This window comes from Pseudomonas farsensis, assembly GCF_014268805.2.
Lineage (GTDB): Bacteria > Pseudomonadota > Gammaproteobacteria > Pseudomonadales > Pseudomonadaceae > Aquipseudomonas > Aquipseudomonas farsensis.
On the sequence record NZ_JABWRF020000006.1, the window covers coordinates 21,081 to 38,107 of the forward strand.

Here is a 17,027-nt window from a genome sequence, read left to right on the forward strand (position 1 = left end):
ATCGCCCATCCGCCGCTACCGAGCCTGCCATGTCCGCCCCACACGAATACGCCCAGATCGACTGGGACGACCACGGCCGCCCTTATTCCCGCCAGTACGACGACGTGTACTTCTCCAGGGAACAAGGCCTGGACGAAACCCTCTATGTGTTCATCGAGCAGAACCAGTTGCGCCAGCGCTTCGCCGCCCTGGCCGCCCATCAATGCCTGGTGATCGGCGAAACCGGGTTTGGTACCGGCATGAATTTTTTCTGCGCCTGGCAGCTGTTCGCCGAGCTTGCCCAGCCCGAGGCGCGCCTGCACTTCGTCAGCGTCGAGAAATACCCGCTGACCCGCGAAGACCTCACCCGCGCCACCCAACTGTGGCCGCACCTGGCCGCCTTCACCGAGCCGCTGCTGGCGCAGTACGTGGCGGTGCACCCCGGTTTTCAGCAGTTCAGCCTCGATGGCGGGCGCGTCACGCTGACGTTGATGATCGGCGATGCGCTTGAGCAACTGCCGCAGCTCGACGCACGCATCGATGCCTGGTTTCTCGACGGCTTTGCCCCGGCCAAGAACCCGGACATGTGGACCCCTGAGCTGTTCGCGCAACTGGCGCGGCTGTCGCACCCAGGCACCACGCTGGGCACCTTTACCACCACCGGCTGGGTGCGCCGCTCGCTGGTGGAGGCAGGCTTCAGCATGAAGAAAGTGCCGGGGCTTGGGAAAAAATGGGAAGTCATGCATGGGGTGTTCAGGGCTGAGCCCAGCCCGGCACCAGCCCCCTGGTACGCACGCCCCGCCGCCCTGCCCGGCCCGCGTGAGGCGCTGGTGATCGGCGCCGGCCTTGCCGGCAGCGCAACTGCGGCCAGCCTTGCCGCCCGTGGCTGGCAGGTCAGTGTGCTGGAACGCCACGCAGGCCCTGCGCAAGAGGCGTCCGGCAACCCGCAAGGGGTGCTCTACCTGAAGCTGTCTGCCCATGGCACGGCGCTGTCGCAGTTGATCCTCGCAGGCTTTGGCTACACCCGCCGCTGGCTGCACCGGCTGCAACGTGGCATCGACTGGGACGGTTGCGGCGTGCTGCAACTGGCCTTCGATGAGCAGGAAGCGGCACGCCAGGGCAAACTCGCAGCGGCGTTCGACCCCAGCTTGCTGCATGTGCTGACCCAGGAAGAGGCGCAGACCCTTGCCGGTATCGGCCTGCCATCGGGTGGGTTGTTCTACCCCGAGGGCGGCTGGGCGCACCCGCCGGCACTTTGCCGGGCGCAGCTTGAGCACCCGCGTATCAGGCTGCTGAGCCACGCCAATGTGCTGGAGCTGCGCAAAGCCGGGGGGCTCTGGCAGGCCTGGGACGCCGGGCAATTGCTGGCCAGCGCGCCACTGGTGGTGCTGGCCGGTGCCGCCGATGTGCGCAGTTTTGCAGCCTGCGCGCAGTTGCCGCTCAAGCGCATTCGCGGGCAGATCACCCGCTTGCCAGCCACCCCTGCCAGCCGGGCGTTGAGCACGGTGGTGTGTGCCGAGGGCTATGTGGCGCCGCCACGGGGCGATGAGCACACGCTCGGTGCAAGTTTTGATTTCAGCAGCCAGCACACCGAACCGACCGTTGCCGAGCATCAGGGCAACTTGCGCTTGCTGGAGGAAATATCGGCAGACCTTGCCGGGCGCCTTGGCGCAGGTGAGCTGGACCCCGCTGTGCTTGAGGGGCGCGCGGCGTTCCGCTGCACCAGCCCGGATTACCTGCCGATTGTCGGGCCCCTGGCCGATGCCCAGGCGTTCGAGGCGGCCTTTGCTGCGCTGCGTAAAGATGCGCGGCAGGTGCCGCAGGTCGACTGCCCGTGGCTGGAGGGGCTGTATGTGAACACCGGGCATGGGTCGCGGGGGTTGGTGACAGCGCCGTTGGCAGGGGAACTGATTGCCGCCTGGGTGACCGGGGAGCCGCTGCCGGTGCCGAGGGGCGTGGCTGAGGGCTGTCATCCGAACCGGTTTGGGCTGCGCAGGTTGATTCGCGGGAAATAGGGGCCTTGCTGGCCTCATCGCAGGCTGGCGCCAGCTCCCACAGGAATCTCGGCCCGGCCCTGATATTGCGGCTGCACGCGGTCTCTGTGGGAGCTGGCGATAGCCTGCGATGAGGCCAGTACAGGCTTTTGCAAAACCATGAACGCTCCCACGCCCGCCCGTCGTATATAACAGAATGATCTAAAACTCTCACAACCCACCCCGGTCCTTACCTAAGTGCGCCTATTTCAGGGCGCCCTTTCCCCAACGGCAAAACCGGTAAGGACTTATGTGCGGATTAGCAGGAGAGTTTCGTTTCACCCCCCTCGGCCAAGCGCCTCGCCCGGCGGACCTCGCCGCCGTGGAGCGCATCACCCACCATCTGGCGCCACGTGGCCCGGATGCCTGGGGCTTCCATAGCCAAGGGCCGATAGCCCTCGGCCACCGTCGGCTGAAGATCATGGATCTGTCCGACGGCTCGGCGCAGCCGATGGTCGACAACACCTTGGGCCTGTCGCTGGCGTTCAATGGGGCCATCTACAACTTCCCCGAACTGCGCCAGGAGCTGCTCGACCTGGGCTACTCGTTCTGGTCCGACGGCGACACCGAAGTGCTGCTCAAGGGTTATCACGCCTGGGGCGCCGCGCTGTTGCCCAAGCTCAACGGCATGTTCGCCCTGGCCATCTGGGAGCGCGACAACCAGCGCCTGTTCCTGGCCCGCGACCGCCTCGGCGTCAAGCCGCTGTACCTGTCGCGCAGCGGCGAACGCCTGCGCTTCGCCTCGACGCTGCCGGCGCTGCTCAAAGGCGGCGATATCGACCCGGTCATCGACCCGGTGGCACTCAACCACTACCTCAACTTCCACGCCGTGGTGCCCGCGCCGCGTACGCTGCTGGCCAACGTGCAAAAGCTCGAACCCGGCACCTGGATGCGCGTCGACCGCCACGGCGAAGTCGAGCAGCAGACCTGGTGGCAGTTGCAATACGGCCCTCGCGCCGATGAAAAGGATCTGGACCTCGAAGGCTGGACCACTCGTGTGCTCGACGCCACCCGTGACGCAGTGGCCATCCGCCAACGTGCGGCGGTAGATGTTGGCGTGCTGCTGTCTGGCGGCGTCGACTCGAGCCTGCTGGTCGGGTTGTTGCGCGAAGTTGGCGTGGAGGACCTGTCGACCTTCTCCATCGGCTTTGAAGATGCCGGCGGCGAACGCGGCGACGAGTTCCAGTACTCCGACCTGATCGCCCGCCACTACGGCACTCGCCACCACCAGTTGCGCATCGCCGAACACGAGATCATCGACCAGCTGCCGGCCGCCTTCCGCGCGATGAGCGAGCCGATGGTCAGCCATGACTGCATCGCCTTCTACCTGCTGTCGCGCGAAGTCGCCAAGCATTGCAAGGGCGTGCAGAGCGGCCAGGGTGCCGACGAGCTGTTTGCCGGTTACCACTGGTACCCCAAAGTCGACGGCGCCGACGATGCCTTTGGCGCCTACCGCGAGGCATTCTTCGACCGCAGCCATGCCGAATACCGCGAAACCGTGCAGGCACCGTGGCTACTGGACAACGACGCCGCTGGCGACTTCGTGCGCGAGCACTTCGCCCGCCCAGGTGCGCCGGATGCTGTGGACAAGGCGCTGCGCCTGGACAGCACAGTGATGCTGGTCGACGACCCGGTCAAACGTGTCGACAACATGACCATGGCTTGGGGCCTTGAAGCGCGCACGCCGTTCCTCGACTACCGCCTGGTTGAGCTGTCGGCGCGCATTCCGGCGCGCTTCAAGCTGCCCGATGGCGGCAAGCAGGTGCTCAAGCAGGCCGCGCGCCGGGTCATCCCGCATGAGGTGATCGACCGCAAGAAGGGCTATTTCCCGGTGCCCGGGCTCAAGCACCTCGAAGGTGCCACCCTTGGGTGGGTACGCGATCTGCTGACTGACCCGAGCCAGGACCGTGGCCTGTTCAACCCGGCCATGCTCGACCGACTGCTGAGCAACCCCCACGGCCAGCTCACCCCACTGCGCGGCTCCAAGCTGTGGCAGTTGGCGGCCCTGAACCTGTGGCTCAGCGAACAAGGAATCTGATCGATGAAAGCCCACGAAATCGCCTACGGCCAGCGCCTTCTGCGCGGCCAGGCGCCCTCCTACGAGCGTCTGCAGGCGCGCCTGGCCGGTGACGGCAGCGAGCCGCACGACCAGCCGCGTGCCGTGCACTGCGGCTGGGGCCGGCTGCTGATCGGGCACACCTACCCAGACCCGGTATGCCTGGCCGAAGCGCTGCTTGAGGAACGCCCCGGCGAACGTGATATCGCGCTCTACGTGGCGGCGCCGCAACAGGTGCTGGCCCAGGCACCGCAACAGTTGTTTCTGGACCCCTCCGACACCCTGCGCCTGTGGTTTACCGACTACCGCCCGGCGCAGCGGGTGTTTCGCGGGTTTCGTATCCGCCGTGCGCAGACGGCCGCCGACTGGCAAGCCATCAACACCTTGTACCAGGCCCGCGGCATGCTGCCGGTCGACGCCGACCTGCTGACCCCGCGCCACCTCGGTGGCCCGGTGTACTGGCTGGCCGAGGACGAAGACACCCATGCAGTGATCGGCAGCGTCATGGGGTTGAACCACAGCAAGGCCTTCGACGACCCCGAGCACGGTTGCAGCCTGTGGTGCCTGGCGGTAGACCCGCACTGCACCCGCCCAGGCGTGGGTGAAGTGCTGGTGCGTCATCTGATCGAGCACTTCATGAGCCGCGAGCTGGCCTACCTGGATCTGTCGGTACTGCACGACAACCGCCAGGCCAAGCGCCTGTACCACAAGCTGGGTTTTCGCAACCTGCCGACCTTTGCGGTCAAGCGCAAGAATGGCATCAACCAGCCGCTGTTCCTCGGCCCGGGGCCTGAAGCGGAGCTCAACCCGTACGCGCGCATCATCGTTGACGAAGCCTTGCGCCGGGGCATCGACGTGCAGGTCGACGACGCCACTGCCGGGCTGTTCACCCTGAGCCTGGGTGGGCGGCGAATCCGCTGCCGCGAGTCGCTCAGCGACCTCACCACCGCCGTGACCATGACCCTGTGCCAGGACAAGCGCCTGACCCGCAAGGTGCTGGACCAGGCTGGTTTGCAAGTGCCGGCGCAACAACTGGCGAGCAATGCCGATGACAACCTGGCGTTTCTCGACGAGCACGGCGCGGTGGTGGTCAAGCCGGTGGACGGTGAACAGGGCCAGGGGGTGGCGGTGAATCTCACCTGCATCGACGAACTTGGCCGTGCCGTGGAGCACGCCCGGCAGTTCGATAGCCGGGTGCTGCTGGAAAGCTTCCACCCGGGCCTTGACCTGCGCATCGTGGTGATCGGTTTTGAAGTGGTGGCCGCTGCGGTGCGCCACCCGGCCCAGGTGATCGGGGATGGCAAGCACAGCATTCGCGAGCTGATCGAGGCGCAGAGCCGGCGGCGCATGGCGGCCACCGGTGGCGAAAGCCGCATTCCGCTGGACGATGAAACCGAGCGCACGCTCAAGGGCGCAGGCTTTGGTTACGCCGACATCCTGCCTGCCGGTGAGCGCCTGGCCGTTCGCCGCACCGCCAACCTGCACACCGGTGGCACCCTTGAGGACGTCACCGGGCGCCTGCACCCGGTGCTGGCCGACGCCGCCGTGCGTGCGGCACGGGCGCTGGAAATACCGGTGGTCGGGCTGGACTTCATGGTCAGCGATGCGCAGAGCCCGGACTACGTGATCATCGAAGCCAACGAACGTGCAGGCCTGGCCAACCACGAGCCGCAACCGACAGCCGAGCGCTTCATCGACCTGCTGTTCCCCCATAGCCGAGCACCGGGGGCCTGATTTGCCTGACCGGGCCTCATCGCAGGCTGCCGCCAGCTCCCACAGGGATCTGCGCCACACCTCAATACTGGGGCTGTGTGCGGTTTCTGTGGGAGCTGGCGCCAGCCTGCGATGGGCCGCACCGCGGCCCCCATTCACCCCACCATGTGCTCAATCGAGGAGTCCCTATGCCTGAACGACACCCCGAACCCGATCTGGACTACATGAAAAAAGTCCTGCTGGAGATGCTCGCCATCCCCAGCCCCACCGGCTTCACCGACACCATCGTGCGCTACGTCGCCGAACGCCTAGACGAGCTGGGCATCCCCTTCGAGCTGACCCGGCGCGGCACCATCCGCGCCACCCTCAAGGGCCAACGCAGCTCCCCGGACCGCGCCGTCTCGGCGCACTTGGACACCATCGGCGCCAGCGTGCGGCAGTTGCAGGACAACGGCCGGCTGGCACTGGCGCCGGTAGGCTGCTGGTCGAGCCGCTTCGCCGAGGGCAGCCGGGTCAGCGTCTTCACCGACACCGGCGTACTGCGCGGCAGCGTGCTGCCACTGATGGCCAGCGGGCATGCGTTCAACACCGCAATCGACCAGATGCCCGTGAGCTGGGACCACGTCGAGGTGCGCCTGGATGCCTACTGCACCAACCGCGCCGATTGTGAGGCGCTGGGCATTGGTATTGGTGACTTCGTGGCCTTCGACCCACTGCCGGAGTTCACCGACAGCGGCCATATCAGCGCCCGCCACCTGGATGACAAAGCCGGCGTGGCTGCGCTGCTGGCGGCCCTCAAGGCCGTGGTCGAAAGTGGCCACCAACCGCTGATCGACTGCCACCCGCTGTTCACCATCACCGAAGAAACCGGCTCTGGTGCCGCAGGCGCCCTGCCCTGGGACGTCAGTGAATTCGTCGGCATCGACATCGCCCCGGTGGCCCCCGGCCAGTCGTCCAGTGAACATGCAGTGAGCGTGGCCATGCAGGACTCCTCCGGCCCCTATGACTACCACCTGTCCCGGCACCTGCTCAAACTTGCTGCCGACCAGGAACTACCGGTACGCCGCGACCTGTTCCGCTACTACTTCAGCGACGCCCACTCGGCAGTCACTGCAGGCCACGACATCCGCACCGCGCTGGTGGCGTTCGGTTGCGATGCCACCCATGGCTACGAACGCACCCATATCGACAGCCTGGCGGCTTTGAGCCGGCTGCTGTGCGGCTACCTGCTGAGCCCGCCGGTGTTTGCCAGCGACTCGCACCCGGGCAATGCCTCGCTTGAGCGCTTCAGCCACCAGTTGGAGCACGACGCGCAAATGGAAAGCGATACACGGGTACCGCCCGTCGACAGCCTGGTGGGCAACAAAGACTGAAGTGAGCGGCGTGCGTGCTGCACGTACGCCGCGCTTCGCGTAGCATCGAGCAACCTTTGCCGAGACCCTCACCACCACCATGCTGATCCCCTACGACCAACTCGAAGCCGAAACCCTCACCCGCCTGATCGAGGACTTCGTCACCCGCGATGGCACCGACAACGGTGATGACACGCCGCTTGAAACCCGCGTGCTGCGCGTGCGCCAGGCGCTAGCCAAGGGCCAGGCATTCATCCTGTTCGATATGGAAAGCCAGCAGTGCCAATTGCTGGCCAAGCACGATGTGCCTCGGGAACTGCTGGGCTGACCGCCTAGCTTTCGCCCTCGCGCCGTTGCTGCTCCTTGATGCGCCGATACACCTCAGAGCGATGCACCTGCACATCACGCGGGGCGGTGATACCCAGGCGCACCTGGCCGTTGTCCAGTGCCACGACCTGAATCCTGATGTGCTCGCTGATGAGGATGACCTCGCCGACTTCACGTCCGATTACCAGCATGCTCCGTACCTCCACAACAGGAAAAATCGGAGCCTGCTACATGGCACTTCGCCTCTACAATCCTCTGCGGGCGAAATAGACCAAGCCTACAACTAAGGGTAAATATTCCTACACACCGCAACAGTCAGCTCAATTTGTCGGTTTGCGTGCCTTGGCGCGCATCTTCTGCGCCATATCGGCCATCTCGTCATACAGCTTCTCAGGCGCCTGGCACTTCAGTTGCCAGGCCTGGCGCCCCGCTTCGTGGGGCAGAATCAAAAATTCACCCGCCTCGACCTGGCGGTGAATGTGCTCGGCAATGTCCGCAGCGCTAATGGGCGAGCCTTCCAGCAACTTGCCAACCTGCGCCTTCATGGCAGGGTTCGGCCCCCTGAACGAATCCAGCAGGTTGGTCTGGAAGAACGACGGGCACACCACGTGCACCGCCACCTCGACCTGGCGCAGTTCCACCAAAAGGCTTTCCGACAGCGCCAGTACCCCGGCCTTGGCCACGTTGTAGTTGCTCATGCCCGGCCCCTGCATCAGCGCGGCCATGGAGGCAATGTTGATAATCCGCCCGCGGCTGCGCTCAAGCAGCGGCAAGAACGCCTTGCAGCCTTTGACCACGCCCATCAGGTTGACCGCGATCTGCCAGTCCCAGTCCTCCAGCGACAGCTCGGCGAAAAAACCGCCAGAGGCCACGCCAGCATTGTTGACGATCACATCGCAGCCGCCAAAGCGTTCCTCGCAGGCCTGGGCCAGCGCGGTCAGCTGGCTGTAGTCGCGTACATCGCAGCGCTGCACGAAGCCGTCGCCACCGGCTGTACGCACCAGGTCCAGGGTTTCTCGAAGGCCGGCCTCGTTGACGTCGGCCAGCGCCAGTTGCCAGCCGTCACCAGCCCAGCGCACGGCAATTTCGCGGCCCAGGCCCGACCCGGCCCCGGTGATCATCATTCGGTTATGCATGGGTGCAGCCCGGTTGTTGTGGGAATCGCTGGAGTCTAGCCAGACTTCAGGGGCGCCAGGTGCGGCATCAGGAGGGTGAATATGGGGGTATCGCAGCCGTGCACAGCGAAACGGCAACAACAGGCGAATATCGATGGAATCTTTGCTCACCCGCACCGGTCGGAATCTGTAAGCGGCTGGCAACGCCCAGCGCTTGACCCTCAATCACGCAAGGATTCCGCCATGACCACGATCCTCATCATCATCCTCATCCTGCTGCTGGTCGGTGGCTTACCGGTCTTCCCTCACTCCCGTTCATGGGGCTATGGCCCGTCGGGTATCATCGGTGTGGTGCTGGTGGTGCTGCTGATCCTGGTGTTGCTGGGCCGCATATAGGCCTGCAGTCATCGCGCTAACGAAAACGCCCCGCATCTGCGGGGCGTTTTCAGTTCAGCTCAACCTCAAGCGATCAGTGGGAAACCGCGCCGCTGGCGCCAAGACCGGTCTGCGAACGGACGAACTGCGGGTAGAACAGTGCGCGCTCGTTTTCGGCTGCCTTGGACTTGTCGGTGACCGAGAAGAACCAGATACCGACGAAGGCGATCAGCATGGAGAACAGCGCCGGGTACTCGTACGGGTAGATGGCTTTCTCGTGGCCGAGGATCTGCACCCAGATGGTCGGGCCGAGGACCATCAGGCCCACCGCGCTGACCAGCCCCAGCCAGCCGCCGATCATGGCGCCACGGGTGGTGAGTTTCTTCCAGTACATCGAGAGCAGCAGTACCGGGAAGTTGCAGCTCGCCGCGATGGAGAACGCCAGGCCCACCATGAACGCGATGTTCTGCTTCTCGAAGAGGATGCCCAGGCCGATCGCCAGTACGCCCAGGGCGATGGTGGTGATCTTCGATACGCGGATCTCATCCTTGTCGTTGGCCTTGCCCTTGCGCCATACGCTGGCATAAAGGTCGTGGGACACCGCCGAGGCACCTGCCAGGGTCAGGCCGGCAACCACTGCCAGGATGGTGGCAAAGGCCACTGCCGAGATGAAGCCAAGGAAGATACTGCCGCCCACGGCATCGGCCAGGTGCACCGCCGCCATGTTGTTGCCGCCCAGCAGGGCGCCGGCAGCGTCCTTGAAGTCTGGGTTGGTGCTGACCAGCAGGATCGCGCCGAAGCCGATGATGAAGGTCAGGATGTAGAAGTAGCCGATGAAGCCAGTGGCGTACAGCACGCTCTTGCGCGCTTCCTTGGCATCACTGACGGTGAAGAAGCGCATCAGGATGTGTGGCAGGCCAGCGGTACCGAACATCAGCGCCAGGCCCAGGGAGAACGCCGAGATCGGGTCTTTGACCAGACCGCCCGGGCTCATGATGGCCTCGCCTTTGCTGTGCACCTTGATGGCTTCGGAGAACAGGGTGTTGAAGTCGAAGCCTACGTGTTTCATCACCATCAGTGCCATGAAGCTGGCACCAGACAGCAACAGCACGGCTTTGATGATCTGCACCCAAGTGGTGGCCAGCATGCCGCCGAACAGCACGTACATGCACATCAGGATGCCCACCAGGATCACCGCAACGTGGTAGTCCAGGCCGAACAGCAGCTGGATCAGCTTGCCGGCACCGACCATCTGCGCGATCAGGTAGAACGCCACCACCACCAGCGAGCCGGAGGCCGACAGGGTGCGGATTTCTTTCTGCCCAAGGCGGTAGGAGGCAACGTCGGCGAAGGTGTACTTGCCGAGGTTACGCAGGCGTTCGGCGATCAGGAACAGAATGATCGGCCAGCCGACCAAGAAACCGATGGAGTAGATCAGGCCGTCATAGCCCGAGGTGAACACCAGCGCGGAAATACCCAGGAACGAGGCCGCCGACATGTAGTCGCCGGCAATCGCCAGGCCGTTCTGGAAACCGGTAATACGGCCGCCTGCTGCATAGTAGTCAGAGGCCGATTTGTTGCGCTTCGAGGCCCAGTAGGTAATCCCCAGGGTAAAAGCCACAAAGGCGACGAACATGGCGATGGCGGCAACGTTCAGCGGCTGCTTGTGCACTTCGCCGGTGAGCGCATCAGCGGCCCACACAGCGGGGGCAAAGGCCCCGCAGGCCAGGACGGCCAGGGTTTTGGCGTGTCGGATCATTGTTTGGCCTCCTCGAGAATGGCCTTGTTCAGCTCGTCGAACTCGCCGTTGGCGCGACGCACGTAGATGGCGGTGAGCACAAAGGCCGAGATGATCAGGCCAACGCCCAGGGGAATGCCCCAGGTGATCGACGAATCAGGGCTGAGCTTGGTGCCAAGCAGGTGCGGACCATAGGCGATGAGGAGGATGAAACCACTGTAGAGGCCGAGCATGATTGCCGAGAGAATCCAGGCAAAACGCTCGCGCTTGCTGACCAGTTCCTTGAAGCGCGGACTGTTCTGTATCGAGAGGTAAATGCTGTCGTTCATTGTTTTTGTCCTAGCAGCACAGATTAGGGAGAACCCGACTCCACTTTATGCTGCCGTACAACGCCAACCAGACGACCTTAGTCTTAGATGCAACGGTGTTTTGCAGATTGCGTAACAAAAGTTCGAAGACATCGCGGGGCCGTGCTCAACCGCAATATTGCTGGTTGGACCCAATCCTGTGGGAAATGATAGAGAGTCGTGGCGAGCGGGCTTGTCCCGCGTTGGGCTGCGCAGCAGCCCTGAAAACCCAGGGCTGCTGCGCAGCCCAACGCGGACAAGCCCGCTCGCCACAAAGGAGCTCCCCACAAGCAGATATATCTGGCGGGAACAGGTTTGTACAAAACCATAGAAACTCCCATGAGGCCAATTGCCTCGGAAAAACCCTAAAAGCACAAGGGGCAAGCAGCGCCCCCAAAAGCCACACAGGCCTCGTGGGAGCGGGCTTGCCCCGCGATGAGTCTTTGAATGCTACCGGTTACTTACCCGTCCACTCCTTGACCCGCTCCGGGTGCTTGGCAACCCAGTCTTCAGCGGCTTTTTCAGGCTTGGCGCCTTCCTGGATGGCCAGCATCACTTCGCCGATCTCATCCTTGGACTGCCAGCTGAACTTCTTCAGGAACTCGGCAACTTCCGGGGCTTTGGTCGCCAGTTCCTTGCTGCCGATGCTGTTTACGGTTTCAGCAGCGCCATAGACGCCTTTAGGGTCTTCGAGGAACTTGAGCTTCCACTTGGCGAACATCCAGTGCGGCACCCAGCCGGTAACGGCAATGGACTGCTGCTTGGCATAGGCGCGGCCCAGTTCGGCAGTCATTGCAGCGCCGGAGCTGGCCTGGAGTTTGTAACCGGTGAGGTCGTAGTCCTTGATGGCTTGTTCAGTCTTGATCATTACACCGGAGCCGGCATCGATGCCGACCAGCTTCTGTTTGAAGCTGGTATCGGTTTTCAAGTCTGCAATGCTGTTGGCCTTGACGTATTCGGGGACGATCAGGCCGATCTTGGCGTCTTTGAAGTTGGGGCCGTAGTCGACCACGTTGTCTTTGTTCTTGGCCCAGTACTCGCCGTGGGTAACCGGCAGCCAGGCGGAGAGCATGGCATCGAGTTTGCCCGTGGCAACGCCTTGCCACATGATGCCGGTGGCCACCGCCTGCAACTTGACGTCGTAGCCGAGTTTCTGCTTGATCACTACGGCGGCTACGTTGGTGGTGGCGACACTGTCCGACCAACCATCCACATAACCGATGCTAACTTCTTTGGCCATTGCTTGCGCAGTGCTCATGGCCAATACCAGGGCAGTACTTACGCCCAGGAAACGTCGCTTATTCATCAAAGCATCCCCTCGTCAGGTCTTGGAGATTGCATCATCGACCTGCCAAGGCGCACGACCTGCTCTGTCAGCGACCTCCAGCGTACGATCAACGACAGCACTGTGCCATTAGCGCCATCTGGCCGCCGATGCCTGCGCGATCCTTGCATGCCAAAGGCTTGGCGCCGGGCTACTATCACAGGCTTTGGTTGGCCACGGCCAAGCCTTTCACCGAATCAGACGATGGACCGCCCGATGCCTCGCCCTCTTTACCTGCTCTGCTGCCTGCTCGCGCTCACCGGCCTCGCGGCCCTCTGGTATGGCCTCGGCAAACCAGTGCACCTGCCCGATGCCGCCAGCCCCACGCACAAGCTGCAATGCGCCTCCTATACCCCATTCGACAAGGACCAGTCGCCGTTCGACCAGCCGTTTCGCCTGCGCCCTGCACGCATGGACGCCGACCTCGCATTGCTGGCCGAGCGTTTCGAGTGTATCCGCACCTACTCGCAGACCGGCCTTGAAGCCATCCCGGCGCTGGCGCGCAAGCATGGCCTGAAAGTGATGCTGGGGGCGTGGGTCAATGCCAACCCGGTCGACACCAACAAGGAAATCGCGCTGTTGATCGACGCCGCCAACGCCAACCCGGATGTGGTCAGCGCGGTGATCGTCGGTAACGAGTCGCTGCTGCGCAAAGAGGTCACCGGCGAGCGCCTGGCGCAGTTGATCAAGCGGGTCAAAGGCCAGGTAAAGGTGCCGGTGACCTACGCCGATGTCTGGGAATTCTGGCTGCAGCACCCGCAGGTAGCACCTGAAGTGGACTTTCTGACCATCCACTTGCTGCCGTACTGGGAAGATGACCCACGTGGCATAGACGCGGCCTTGGCGCATGTTGCCGAGGTGCGCGAGGTATTCGGCAAGCGCTTTGCCCCCAAGGACATCCTGATTGGCGAGACGGGCTGGCCGAGTGAAGGCCGCCAACGTGAAACCGCGGTGCCCAGCCGGGTCAACGAAGCGCGGTTCATCCGCGGCTTCGTTGCCATGGCCGAGACCAACGGCTGGCGCTACAACCTGATCGAAGCCTTCGACCAGCCATGGAAACGCGCCAGCGAAGGTGCGGTGGGTGGTTATTGGGGGCTGTACGACGCGGATCGGCATGACAAGGGCGTGCTCGAAGGCCCAGTGAGCAACCTGGCGTTGTGGCCGCAGTGGTTGCTGGCCTCGGGGCTGCTGTGGCTGGCGACCCTGATTTTCGCCGGGCGCCCGGCCGATAGCAGCGCGGCGCTGCTGTTGCCGCTGCTGGCGGCGCTGGGCGCAGCCAGCCTGGGCCTGTGGGGCGAGTTGGTGCGCCTGAACGCACGTTTTGCCGGCGAGTGGCTATGGGCCGCGCTGCTGGCCGGGCTCAACCTGCTGGTGCTGGCCCACGGCGCGCTAGCCCTGGCCCAGCGCGAGGGTTGGCGGCAGCGGGCATTCGCCTGGTTGCAGGGGCATGCCGGCAAGTGGCTGTTGGCAGCGGGGTTCGCGGCGGCGGTGAGCATGCTGGCGATGGTCTTCGACCCGCGCTACCGCAGTTTCCCCAGTGCTGCACTGCTGTTGCCGGCGCTGGTGTATGCGGTACGGCCAGTGCGGGCGCGGCGTGCCGAGGTGGCCTTGCTGGCGTTGATCATTGGCGCCGGGGTGGCGCCACAGCTGTATCAGGAAGGGTTGAGCAACCAGCAAGCGTGGGGCTGGGCGCTGGTCAGCGTGCTGATGGTGGCCGCGCTATGGCGCAGTTTGCGCATGCGCACAGCCAGTTGAACCAGCCCCCACACGCTATCGTGGGAGATCACCCAGCCCTTCCGGGCTGCGCTGCCGCGCAGAGAACTGGGCAACGTGGGAGCGGGCTTGCCCCGCGATGCGATGTTGGCAGTGCTATCGCTATCGCGGGGCAAGCCCGCTCCCACGTTTCGATGTAAATCAGTCAATTAGCGTTTTTTCTATGGGAGCCGGCGCCAGCCTGCGATTAGGCCGGCAAGGTTCAGCGCCGCGCCCTGACCAGACGCAACCCGGCCAACACCACGGTAAACACGGCAATGCTGGCGGTATACAGCACCAGCGCCGGCACACCGAGGAGCAATGCCACCAGCGCCAACCACCAACCGGCCCGCCGGGGGACGCACTGGGCGATCAGTGCCAGACCCAACCCCGCCCAGGCAATAACCTGGAAGTGAATCAACAGCCCCAGCTGCGAACGCACCTGGCATTGCCAGTACTGCCCGGGGGCGGCGCACAGCCCGACCCAACTGGCATCTTCCATCAGCCCGTAGCGCACGCCATAGCTGGCCGCCAGCCACGCAACCAGCAAACCCAGCAGCACACAGCCCTGCAGCAGACGAGACATCCGGTTCTCCAATAGCGGTCATCGAAACGATGCATGATCGCCCAGCGCCCGACTTAAGGCAAAATCATGGCCATGCAGCTATGTTGCTCAATACCAGCAACACCCGCACGACAACATCTGGGGCGACAAACACCCGCGCACCTGGCAACTTTGGCAAGGGCGCTGTGGTCCTAAATCCGGTACCGCACCTGCTTACTATTTCTGGGGAAATGAATGTTTCGATCTTTGCGCCTTGTCGCCCTGCTAGGGGGCCTGCTTATGGCTGCGGCCGCCTCGGCGCGGGATATCGACGCCGCCAGCTACGGCTACCCATTGACCAACCCGTTCGAGGCGACCATCGCCACTACGCCTCCGGAGCAACGCCCGACGCTGCCCGAGGACGATGAAATCGACCAGTCCGACTACAGCCTCACCCTGCGCCCGGAGCGCGAGTTCACCCTGCCGGACAATTTCTGGGCGGTGAAAAAACTGCGCTACCGTCTGGCCAAGCAGGACCACGAGGCGCCGTTGATCTTCCTGATTGCCGGCACCGGCGCGCCGTATTCGAGCTCGATCAACGAATACCTGAAAAAGCTGTTCTACCAGGCTGGCTACCATGTCGTGCAGCTGTCCTCCCCCACCAGCTACGACTTCATGAGCGCCGCCTCGCGCTTCGCCACCCCTGGCGTATCACGCGAAGACGCCGAAGACCTGTATCGGGTCATGCAAGCGGTGCGTGCCCAGCACCCGCGCCTGCCGGTCAGCGAGTACTACCTCAGCGGCTACAGCCTCGGCGCCCTGGACGCAGCGTTCGTCAGCCACCTGGACGAAACCCGCCGCAGCTTCAACTTCAAGCGCGTGCTGCTGCTCAACCCGCCGGTCAACCTGTATACCTCCATCAGCAACCTGGACAAGCTGGTGCAGACCCGGGTCAAAGGCATCGACCGCGGCACCACCTTCTACGAGCTGATGCTGGAAAAACTCACCCGTTATTTCCAGGACAAGGGCTACATCGACCTCAACGAGGCGCTGCTGTATGACTTCCAGAAGTCGCGCCAGCATTTGTCCAACGAACAGATGGCCATGCTGATCGGCACCTCGTTCCGCTTCTCGGCCGCCGATATCGCGTTTACCTCCGACCTGATCAACCGCCGCGGCCTGATCATTCCGCCGAAATACCCGATCACCGAAGGCAGCAGCCTGACGCCGTTCTTCAAGCGCGCCTTGCAGTGCGACTTCGACTGCTACCTGACCGAGCAGGTGATCCCGATGTGGCGCGCGCGCACCGACGGCAACAGCCTGCTGCAACTCATCGACCAGGTGAGCCTGTACGGCCTTGAAGACTACCTGCACAACAGCCCGAAGATCGCCGTGATGCATAACGCCGACGACCTGATCCTGGGCCCTGGCGATATTGGTTTCCTGCGCCGGGTGTTCGGGGATCGCCTGACCCTTTACCCTCACGGTGGCCACTGCGGCAACCTCAATTACCGCGTCAACAGCGACGCCATGCTGGAGTTCTTCCGTGGTTAACCGCCTGCTGCTCGTCACCGCCCTGCTCGCCAGTGGCCATGCCCTGGCCGAGGAAGTCGCGCCGCGCACCAGCGTGGTCGAGGCTGACAACACCGCCAGCCTGACCGCAGAGTCCGATGGCTTCCTCGACCCACTGCGTGAGCTCAAATTCAACCCAGGCCTGGACCAGCGCGAGTTCGAACGCTCGACGCTGGCGGCGCTGAATATCTACGACCCGCTGGAGTCGATGAACCGGCGTATCTATCACTTCAACTACCGCTTCGACCAATGGGTGTTCCTGCCGGTGGTCGACGGCTACCGCTACGTGACGCCGGGCTTCGTGCGTACCGGGGTGAGCAACTTCTTCAACAACCTGGGTGATGTGCCGAACCTGTTCAACAGTGTGCTGCAGCTTAAAGGAGAGCGCTCGGCGCAGATCACCGCGCGGCTGATGTTCAATACCATCATTGGCGTTGGCGGCCTGTGGGACCCGGCGACCAAGATGGGGCTGGCGCGCCAGAGCGAGGACTTTGGGCAGACCCTGGGCTATTACGGGGTGCATGAAGGGCCCTATTTGGTGCTGCCAATCTTCGGGCCTTCGAACCTGCGCGATACCACAGGGCTTGTGGTGGATTACGCCGGTGAGCAGGCGGTGAATTACCTGGATGTGCCGGACACAGCCAGCGACCACCCCGAGATCACCTTGTTGCGCGCAGTGGACAAGCGCTATACCACCAACTTCAGGTACGGCCAGACCAACTCGCCGTTCGAGTACGAGAAAGTGCGGTACGTGTATACCCAGGCGCGCAAGTTGCAAATCTCTGAGTGATTGCTGGGGG

The 17,027-nt window shown here is 63.6% G+C and carries 15 protein-coding genes; 9 read left to right on the top strand and 6 right to left on the bottom strand.

From position 1 onward, the window contains the following. Window positions 1-29 precede the first annotated feature (29 nt). The 5 genes from mnmC (at window position 30) to HU719_RS23385 (ending at window position 7,461) form a co-directional block, all read left to right on the top strand. Window positions 30-1,994 carry a bifunctional tRNA (5-methylaminomethyl-2-thiouridine)(34)-methyltransferase MnmC2/FAD-dependent 5-carboxymethylaminomethyl-2-thiouridine(34) oxidoreductase MnmC1 gene (gene mnmC / locus HU719_RS23365; RefSeq protein WP_186521386.1) on the top strand — a complete coding sequence of 655 codons (1,965 nt, stop codon included), beginning with the start codon at window positions 30-32 and terminating at the stop codon, window positions 1,992-1,994. A gap of 268 nt (window positions 1,995-2,262) precedes the next feature. Further along, window positions 2,263-4,050: an N-acetylglutaminylglutamine amidotransferase gene (locus HU719_RS23370; RefSeq protein WP_186521388.1), complete on the top strand. Its 1,788-nt coding sequence runs from the start codon at window positions 2,263-2,265 to the stop codon at window positions 4,048-4,050. A gap of 3 nt (window positions 4,051-4,053) precedes the next feature. Further along, entirely contained in the window at window positions 4,054-5,802 is a 1,749-nt protein-coding gene (gene ngg, locus HU719_RS23375; protein WP_186536990.1) for an N-acetylglutaminylglutamine synthetase, read from the top strand. 167 nt (window positions 5,803-5,969) lie between these two features. Next, window positions 5,970-7,154, top strand: a complete 1,185-nt coding sequence (locus tag HU719_RS23380; protein ID WP_186536991.1) for an osmoprotectant NAGGN system M42 family peptidase — start codon at window positions 5,970-5,972, stop codon at window positions 7,152-7,154. Window positions 7,155-7,233: 79 nt separating this feature from the next. Further along, window positions 7,234-7,461, top strand: coding sequence for a YheU family protein (locus HU719_RS23385; protein ID WP_186521393.1), 228 nt, complete (start codon window positions 7,234-7,236; stop codon window positions 7,459-7,461). A gap of 4 nt (window positions 7,462-7,465) precedes the next feature. Here the strand turns inward: HU719_RS23385 and csrA are convergent, their stop codons facing one another. Continuing rightward, on the bottom strand, window positions 7,466-7,651 hold the full coding sequence (gene csrA / locus HU719_RS23390) for a carbon storage regulator CsrA (RefSeq protein WP_186521395.1): 186 nt from the start codon (window positions 7,649-7,651) through the stop codon (window positions 7,466-7,468). Between the two features lie 129 nt (window positions 7,652-7,780). Continuing rightward, complete coding sequence (locus HU719_RS23395; RefSeq protein WP_186536992.1) at window positions 7,781-8,596, bottom strand: SDR family oxidoreductase; 816 nt, start codon at window positions 8,594-8,596, stop codon at window positions 7,781-7,783. Between the two features lie 222 nt (window positions 8,597-8,818). On the opposite strand from HU719_RS23395, the gene HU719_RS23400 reads away from it, so the two are divergent. Then, the gene (locus HU719_RS23400) at window positions 8,819-8,971 is read left to right on the top strand and encodes a DUF3309 family protein (protein ID WP_186521398.1); all 153 of its coding nucleotides are present in this window, start codon (window positions 8,819-8,821) and stop codon (window positions 8,969-8,971) included. Between the two features lie 73 nt (window positions 8,972-9,044). Here HU719_RS23400 and HU719_RS23405 read toward each other — a convergent pair whose 3' ends face one another. The 3 genes from HU719_RS23405 to HU719_RS23415 form a co-directional block, all read right to left on the bottom strand. Continuing rightward, on the bottom strand, window positions 9,045-10,709 hold the full coding sequence (locus tag HU719_RS23405) for a cation acetate symporter (RefSeq protein ID WP_186521399.1): 1,665 nt from the start codon (window positions 10,707-10,709) through the stop codon (window positions 9,045-9,047). Continuing rightward, window positions 10,706-11,017: a DUF485 domain-containing protein gene (locus HU719_RS23410; RefSeq protein WP_186521400.1), complete on the bottom strand. Its 312-nt coding sequence runs from the start codon at window positions 11,015-11,017 to the stop codon at window positions 10,706-10,708. The genes HU719_RS23405 and HU719_RS23410 overlap by 4 nt, the downstream gene beginning before the upstream one ends. 475 nt (window positions 11,018-11,492) lie before the next feature. After that, window positions 11,493-12,341 carry a glycine betaine ABC transporter substrate-binding protein gene (locus HU719_RS23415; RefSeq protein ID WP_186521401.1) on the bottom strand — a complete coding sequence of 283 codons (849 nt, stop codon included), beginning with the start codon at window positions 12,339-12,341 and terminating at the stop codon, window positions 11,493-11,495. A 222-nt stretch (window positions 12,342-12,563) separates the two neighbouring features. Between HU719_RS23415 and HU719_RS23420 the strand changes: the two genes are divergently transcribed. Then, window positions 12,564-14,114: a glycoside hydrolase family 17 protein gene (locus tag HU719_RS23420; RefSeq protein WP_186536993.1), complete on the top strand. Its 1,551-nt coding sequence runs from the start codon at window positions 12,564-12,566 to the stop codon at window positions 14,112-14,114. A 220-nt stretch (window positions 14,115-14,334) separates the two neighbouring features. Here HU719_RS23420 and HU719_RS23425 read toward each other — a convergent pair whose 3' ends face one another. Continuing rightward, complete coding sequence (locus tag HU719_RS23425; protein ID WP_186537045.1) at window positions 14,335-14,697, bottom strand: hypothetical protein; 363 nt, start codon at window positions 14,695-14,697, stop codon at window positions 14,335-14,337. Window positions 14,698-14,910: 213 nt separating this feature from the next. On the opposite strand from HU719_RS23425, the gene HU719_RS23430 reads away from it, so the two are divergent. Continuing rightward, window positions 14,911-16,209, top strand: a complete 1,299-nt coding sequence (locus HU719_RS23430) for a serine/threonine protein kinase (RefSeq protein ID WP_186520618.1) — start codon at window positions 14,911-14,913, stop codon at window positions 16,207-16,209. A gap of 73 nt (window positions 16,210-16,282) precedes the next feature. Then, the gene (locus tag HU719_RS23435) at window positions 16,283-17,017 is read left to right on the top strand and encodes an MlaA family lipoprotein (protein WP_346656580.1); all 735 of its coding nucleotides are present in this window, start codon (window positions 16,283-16,285) and stop codon (window positions 17,015-17,017) included. Window positions 17,018-17,027 lie beyond the last annotated feature (10 nt).

What these genes read in the sequence shown, in the direction of transcription:
- HU719_RS23415 (WP_186521401.1), bottom strand. Translation starts at nt 12,341, where the DNA reads ATGAATAAGCGACGTTTCCTGGGCGTAAGTACTGCCCTGGTATTGGCC.
- HU719_RS23400 (WP_186521398.1), top strand. Translation starts at nt 8,819, where the DNA reads ATGACCACGATCCTCATCATCATCCTCATCCTGCTGCTGGTCGGTGGC.
- HU719_RS23385 (WP_186521393.1), top strand. Translation starts at nt 7,234, where the DNA reads ATGCTGATCCCCTACGACCAACTCGAAGCCGAAACCCTCACCCGCCTG.
- ngg (WP_186536990.1), top strand. Translation starts at nt 4,054, where the DNA reads ATGAAAGCCCACGAAATCGCCTACGGCCAGCGCCTTCTGCGCGGCCAG.
- HU719_RS23380 (WP_186536991.1), top strand. Translation starts at nt 5,970, where the DNA reads ATGCCTGAACGACACCCCGAACCCGATCTGGACTACATGAAAAAAGTC.
- HU719_RS23420 (WP_186536993.1), top strand. Translation starts at nt 12,564, where the DNA reads ATGGACCGCCCGATGCCTCGCCCTCTTTACCTGCTCTGCTGCCTGCTC.
- HU719_RS23430 (WP_186520618.1), top strand. Translation starts at nt 14,911, where the DNA reads ATGTTTCGATCTTTGCGCCTTGTCGCCCTGCTAGGGGGCCTGCTTATG.
- HU719_RS23370 (WP_186521388.1), top strand. Translation starts at nt 2,263, where the DNA reads ATGTGCGGATTAGCAGGAGAGTTTCGTTTCACCCCCCTCGGCCAAGCG.
- mnmC (WP_186521386.1), top strand. Translation starts at nt 30, where the DNA reads ATGTCCGCCCCACACGAATACGCCCAGATCGACTGGGACGACCACGGC.
- HU719_RS23395 (WP_186536992.1), bottom strand. Translation starts at nt 8,596, where the DNA reads ATGCATAACCGAATGATGATCACCGGGGCCGGGTCGGGCCTGGGCCGC.
- HU719_RS23405 (WP_186521399.1), bottom strand. Translation starts at nt 10,709, where the DNA reads ATGATCCGACACGCCAAAACCCTGGCCGTCCTGGCCTGCGGGGCCTTT.
- csrA (WP_186521395.1), bottom strand. Translation starts at nt 7,651, where the DNA reads ATGCTGGTAATCGGACGTGAAGTCGGCGAGGTCATCCTCATCAGCGAG.
- HU719_RS23410 (WP_186521400.1), bottom strand. Translation starts at nt 11,017, where the DNA reads ATGAACGACAGCATTTACCTCTCGATACAGAACAGTCCGCGCTTCAAG.
- HU719_RS23425 (WP_186537045.1), bottom strand. Translation starts at nt 14,697, where the DNA reads ATGTCTCGTCTGCTGCAGGGCTGTGTGCTGCTGGGTTTGCTGGTTGCG.